The organism is Sphingorhabdus sp. (genome assembly GCF_044239005.1).
In the GTDB taxonomy this organism is placed as follows: Bacteria; Pseudomonadota; Alphaproteobacteria; order Sphingomonadales; family Sphingomonadaceae; genus Sphingorhabdus_B.
In genome coordinates this window covers 1-5,833 of sequence record NZ_JBIICH010000128.1, presented here as the reverse complement: position 1 = coordinate 5,833, position 5,833 = coordinate 1, and the positions used below count along the sequence as shown (strand labels likewise).

Genomic DNA, 5,833 nt, shown 5'->3' with positions numbered 1-5,833 from the left:
AGCCCAAGCGACTCCTTAATCGTTCGCACTCCAGCCAAATATCTGTTTTTAAAAACAGCAAATTCCGCTAGGACCGCGCGATTATTTGGACGCGCTCCAAAGGAGTCTCTCCAAAACGGATTGGGTGGAAATTAAATGGTATTTGGCAAGTTTTTCCGTTTCGCATCACAAGACATGGCAATCGACCTCGGCACCGCAAACACGGTGGTCTATGTACGCGGTCAAGGGATCGTCCTGAATGAGCCTTCGGTGGTCGCGATTGAAACCATAAACGGTATCAAGCGCGTAAAGGCGGTTGGCGACGACGCAAAGCTGATGATGGGCAAGACTCCGGACAGCATTGAAGCCATTCGTCCGTTGCGCGACGGCGTTATTGCCGACATCGATGTGGCCGAACAGATGATCAAGCACTTCATCCACAAAGTGCACGGCAAGCGCCGCATGTTCAGCTACCCCGAAATCGTCATCTGCGTTCCGTCGGGTTCGACATCGGTCGAGCGCCGCGCGATTCGCGATGCCGCATCCAACGCGGGTGCTTCTGAAGTGTTCCTGATTGAAGAGCCCATGGCTGCAGCCATCGGCGCGGACATGCCTGTGACTGAGCCCATCGGTTCGATGGTCGTCGACATCGGCGGTGGCACCACCGAAGTTGCCGTCCTTTCGCTGCGCGGCCTTGCCTACACCACCTCGGTTCGTACCGGAGGTGACAAGATGGACGAGTCGATTGTCTCTTATGTCCGACGACACCATAACCTGTTGATCGGTGAAGCGACGGCCGAGCGGATCAAGAAGGATTTCGGTACTGCACGTCCACCAGCAGATGGCGTTGGCCAGACATTGCACATCAAGGGCCGCGATCTTGTAAACGGCGTGCCAAAGGAAATTACGATCAACCAGGCCCAGATTGCCGAAGCCTTGTCGGAACCTATTGGCACCATCCTTGAAGGTGTGCGCATCGCGCTTGAAAATACTGCGCCTGAACTGGCGGCGGACATCGTCGATCAAGGGATTGTTTTGACAGGTGGCGGCGCGTTGATGGCTGGCCTCGACGAATATCTGCGTGATGAAACCGGACTGCCGGTCACGGTCGCCGAAGACCCGCTGACCTGCGTTGCAATCGGTACAGGCCGGGCGATGGAAGACCCCATCTTCCGTGGCGTCTTGCTGACCGCCTGATATAGGTCTCAGCATGGCGCCGCCCAAACACCGGCGCCCCGGATTTTCCCGAAAGGCGCAATATGGCCTGTTCGTGACCTATGTCGTCGCGATTGCAGGAACGATGGTTGCTGCCTTGTTGCTTGCCATATCGGTGGCTGATCCAGCCGGCTTTTCGGCGCTTCGTGCAGCAGGGGCAGAAATAACAGCGCCGGTCGCGCGTATGTTCAGCAATGTCCGCCGGTCGGCGCAGAACATGAATGCGACCGCGGCGGCTTATATCAACGCAGGTTCCCAAAATGCCGCGCTTCAAAAGCAAGCCAAGGTCAACCGGAAAAAGCTGATCGAGGCGCAAGCCTTGCGCGTCGAAAATGCGCGGTTGCGCGGATTGCTAAAATTGTCAGAGGACGGCGAAAGCCAAGTCGCCGTGGGCCGCCTGATCAGCTCAACCTCATCCAGCACGCGGCGCGTGGCGACACTGTCCATCGGCCGCAACTTTGGCGTGGAGCGCGCGCAGCCGGTACGCGGTCCTTCCGGATTGATTGGCCGCGTTATCGAAACTGGCCCGACAACGGCACGTATTCTTCTCGTCACCGACGCTGAAAATCTGGTCCCAGTCATGCGCGCCAGCGATGGCCTGCCTGCCTTCTCAGCGGGCCTTGGCAATGGCACGGTGCTGATCAAGCCGTTAAACTTGGGCGAAAGCCCGTTCAAGGTCGGCGACGTCATTGTCACCTCGGGCAATGGCGGGCTGTATCCGCCCAATATTCCTTTCGCGCGCGTTATCAAAAAAACCAGCGATGGGGCGTTGGCAATACCCTATGCCGACCCGGGCAACACGCCTTATGCCGTGGTGATACGACCATATCAGGGCGAAGCACGCGCCGCCCAACAGGCGGTGGCGCCTGACGGTGAAACCAAGGAAGTTGCGGAATGAAAATTCCGGTGACGACCATTCGCCTGCCCACCCGTCCGGCACGAGAATATGAATCCCGTTTTGACCGCGAACAATCGCTGCTCAAGATGCTGGCCATTCCCATTACGTCGGTCGCTATTGCATCGATGATGACGGCGTTGCCGATATTCACCGAAGAACCGCTGCTGCCGCCACTTGGACTGTTGATGTTCTTAAGCTGGCGTCTGATGCGTCCCGGGCTTCTGCCCGTTTGGTCCGGCGTGCCATTTGGTTTGATGGATGACCTGTTCAGCGGCCAACCCTTTGGCAGCGCGGGATTGTTGTGGTCGCTCGCTATTCTCAGCATCGAGATCATCGATGCGCGGGCTGTCTGGCGCGATCATATTCAAGATTGGCTTATTGCGGCCGTCTTAATTGCAGGGGTGCTGTTGGGTGGATTGTGGATTGCGGGCATGGCGCACGCCGCGCCTGAACCCGCTATTTTGATTCCGCAAATCATATTGTCCATATTGCTATATCCGCTGGCCGTGCGAATATGCGCGCGTCTCGACAGCTGGCGATTGGCAACATGAAGGTCGAAAAACAGGTTACATCAGGACAGCTTGATTTCACGTTCACCCGCCGTGCCGCTTTTGTAGGCGGCGTGCAGGCAGCGATCGGCCTGACCGTGGCCGCGCGTATGTCCTATATCGCCGTGGCCGATAACGAGAAATATAAGCTGCTGGCCGAAAGCAACCGGGTCAACCTAACCATCATCCCGCCACGTCGCGGTTGGTTCGTTGACCGTTATGGCAAACCCATCGCAACCAATCGTGCGGATTTTCGTGTAGACATCATCCCCGACAGACTCGCCAATAAGGAACAGACCGTCAAGACGCTGGCGGAGCTGCTGGCCTTGTCCACCGACGATGTCGACCGCATTCATCGCGAGTTGAAACTGGCACAGGGCTTTCAGCCTGTTCAAGTTGCAGACGGGCTGGATTATGAACGCTTTGCCGCTGTCAGCGTCCGCCTGCCCGACCTTCCCGGGGTCAGCCCGCGGCAGGGATATTCGCGCTTTTACCCAAGCGGGGCGGCGGTGGGCCATCTCATCGGCTATGTGGGCACGGTATCGGCCGAAGAATATCAAAAGAACAAAAACCCGCTGCTGATTACCCCGGGGTTCAAAGTCGGCAAGGATGGCCTCGAAAAGACGCTGGAGGACCGCTTGCAGGGCGAACCCGGCGCAAAGCGCACCGAGGTTACCGCACGCGGTAAGATCGTCCGCGACTTGGCCACCCGGCCAGACATACCGGGCAAACCCGTTCAACTGACCATCGATATCGACCTGCACAATTATGCCGCGCGCCGACTGGGGCTGGAATCCGGTTCCGTAGTGATATTCGATTGCCTGACGGGCGACATACTGACGATGGCGTCCATGCCATGTTATGATCCCAACAGCTTTTCCGATGGCATTGGCCGCATCGAATGGAAAATGCTGAATTCGGACGACCATATTCCGATGCTCAACAAAGCATTGCAGGGGCTATATCCGCCGGGGTCGACAGTAAAACCCGCAGCGGCACTTGCGATGCTGCATCATGGCATCGATCCCGAAGAAACCGTTGTGTGTGGCGGGGGATATCGGTTGGGTAACCGCGTCTTCAAATGCCTCGGGCGTCACGGTCCGATAAACATGGCCGACGCGCTGATGAAAAGCTGCAACACCTATTTCTATGCGATGGGCCGCCGCATTGGCTATGATGCGATTGCACCATTTTCCAAAGCGCTTGGTCTGGGGCAGGAATTTCCCCTTCCCTTTCCATCGCAACGATATGGCACCATTCCCGACAGCGTATGGAAGATGCGCAAATATGACCAAAAGTGGAGCGAGTCGGACACGCTGAATGCGACCATTGGTCAGGGCTATGTTTCGGTTAGCCCTTTCCAATTGGCCATAATGGCAGCGCGGATCGCATCGGGCCTGAACATTCAACCCGAAATCATCCTTAAAAAACGCCCGGCGCCGGGCAGACTCAACTTCCCCGAAGAACATTTGGCCGTTGTGCGCGAAGGCATGAACCGCGTCGTCAACGGCGATGGCACCGCCGTACGCAGTCGGCTGGACATTCCGGGTATCGCGATGGCCGGGAAAACCGGCACCGCGCAAGTGCGCCGCATTGCAGGATCGCAGCGTGGGCAATCGGGCGCTTGGAAATATCGCGACCATGGCCTGTTCGTGTGCTTCGCGCCTGTCGATAACCCACGCTATGGCGCGTCGGTCGTCATTGAACATGGCATGGGCGGCGCGCGGGCCGCAGCTCCAATCGCGAAAGACGTTCTGACGTTCCTGTATGACCGGGAAAAGGCGATGGCGTCCTTGGAAGCGCTCGAAGCTGGCTGGGGCGGCAATATTGAACAGCGTATGGCTTCCAAATATGCGGCCTTCCAAGGTCAACCGGCGGCACCCCCGCCGCTGGATCCGACGATATGAACGGCATAGTCCCTGCCCCGATTGCAGCCCTGCCGTGGCGCGTGATTTTCATATTGTCGGCCTTGGTCGGCTTTGGCGCGACGGTACTTTATTCTGCAGCAGGTGGTCATTTTGAACCATGGGCCGGGAAGCATGTCATCCGGTTCGTGGTCCTGCTGGCCATGGCCATCGCGATGTCGCGGATGAAGCTTGAGTTTTGGAAGTCGATGACTTTTCCCTTGTATCTGTTGCTGCTTGTCCTGCTTGTCGTGGTGCAGCTGATGGGCTTTGTCGGCGGCGGCAGCCAGCGCTGGATTAACCTTGGCATCATCACACTTCAGCCATCGGAGCTGATGAAGCCAGTGATGGTGCTTGCCGCCGCATGGTTTTTCGACCGGCTTCCACCGAACCGCATATATGGATTTGACGCCATTTGGCCGCTGGGCGCTATCCTGCTGCTGCCAAGCATATTGGTGATCATTCAGCCAGATTTCGACGCTGCTATTGCGTACGCCTTCGGGCTGGGCGTCGTTGGCTTCATGGCGGGCCTTCCGCTGATATATTTCATCAGCGCGGGCGTGGGCGTCGCCGTTCTTGCGCCATTGGTGTTTTTCTTTGGATTAAAGGCCTATCAGCAAGACCGAGTCCTCATCTTCCTCAACCCGCAAAATGATCCGCTTGGTGCTGGCTATCACATCACCCAGTCGAAAATCGCGATCGGATCAGGCGGCATATTCGGCAAAGGCTTTGGAAACGGCACACAAAGCCATCTGGATTATCTGCCGGAAGGACATACCGATTTCGTCTTTGCCACCATGGCGGAAGAATGGGGCATCGTCGGCGGCTTTTTCATTCTGTTCATGTACTATCTGCTCATGCGCTGGGGCCTCAATGTCGCGATGCAGAGCAAGACGCGGTACGGGCAACTCGTCGCCGCCGGCCTGACCTGCACGATTTTCTTCTATATCATGATCAACCTTCTGATGGTTGTGGGCCTCGCGCCGGTCGCGGGCATTCCCCTGCCTTTTGTCAGCCACGGGGGGTCATCGATGCTGACCATGATGCTGTGCGTGGGAATCATGATGTCCATCGAGCGCCACCCGGGCGCAAAGCGTGGACAATTCCAATAAGTCGCTTTGTCATGCTTGACAAAGACCACGAAACCCATCAAAGGCGGCGCTCCAAACGGGCCTGCGCATCTGGCCAGCCCGAAATGGGGACGCTTAGCTCAGTTGGTAGAGCAGCTGACTCTTAATCAGCGGGTCGTGGGTTCGAACCCCTCAGCGTCTACCATTTTTCCTATATAT

The 5,833-nt window shown here is 57.2% G+C and carries 5 protein-coding genes and 1 tRNA gene; all 6 read left to right on the top strand.

Translation table 11 applies throughout. The features are described from left to right. Nucleotides 1–135 precede the first annotated feature (135 nt). The 6 genes from ACILQA_RS09465 to ACILQA_RS09440 all read left to right on the top strand — a co-directional run bounded on the left by ACILQA_RS09465 (nt 136) and on the right by ACILQA_RS09440 (nt 5,819). Nucleotides 136–1,176 (top strand): rod shape-determining protein, encoded by a 1,041-nt coding sequence (locus tag ACILQA_RS09465; protein WP_183939767.1) that lies wholly within the window; start codon nt 136–138, stop codon nt 1,174–1,176. A gap of 13 nt (nt 1,177–1,189) precedes the next feature. After that, nucleotides 1,190–2,092 (top strand): rod shape-determining protein MreC, encoded by a 903-nt coding sequence (mreC, locus tag ACILQA_RS09460; protein ID WP_395629472.1) that lies wholly within the window; start codon nt 1,190–1,192, stop codon nt 2,090–2,092. Continuing rightward, nucleotides 2,089–2,643 carry a rod shape-determining protein MreD gene (gene mreD, locus ACILQA_RS09455; RefSeq protein WP_395629471.1) on the top strand — a complete coding sequence of 185 codons (555 nt, stop codon included), beginning with the start codon at nt 2,089–2,091 and terminating at the stop codon, nt 2,641–2,643. Before mreC ends, mreD begins: the two co-directional genes overlap by 4 nt. Further along, nucleotides 2,607–4,547: a penicillin-binding protein 2 gene (gene mrdA, locus ACILQA_RS09450; RefSeq protein ID WP_395629470.1), complete on the top strand. Its 1,941-nt coding sequence runs from the start codon at nt 2,607–2,609 to the stop codon at nt 4,545–4,547. The genes mreD and mrdA overlap by 37 nt, the downstream gene beginning before the upstream one ends. Then, the gene (gene rodA / locus ACILQA_RS09445; RefSeq protein WP_395629469.1) at nt 4,544–5,656 is read left to right on the top strand and encodes a rod shape-determining protein RodA; all 1,113 of its coding nucleotides are present in this window, start codon (nt 4,544–4,546) and stop codon (nt 5,654–5,656) included. Before mrdA ends, rodA begins: the two co-directional genes overlap by 4 nt. Before the next feature lie 87 nt (nt 5,657–5,743). Next, nucleotides 5,744–5,819 (top strand) — tRNA-Lys (locus ACILQA_RS09440). Nucleotides 5,820–5,833: the final 14 nt, after the last annotated feature.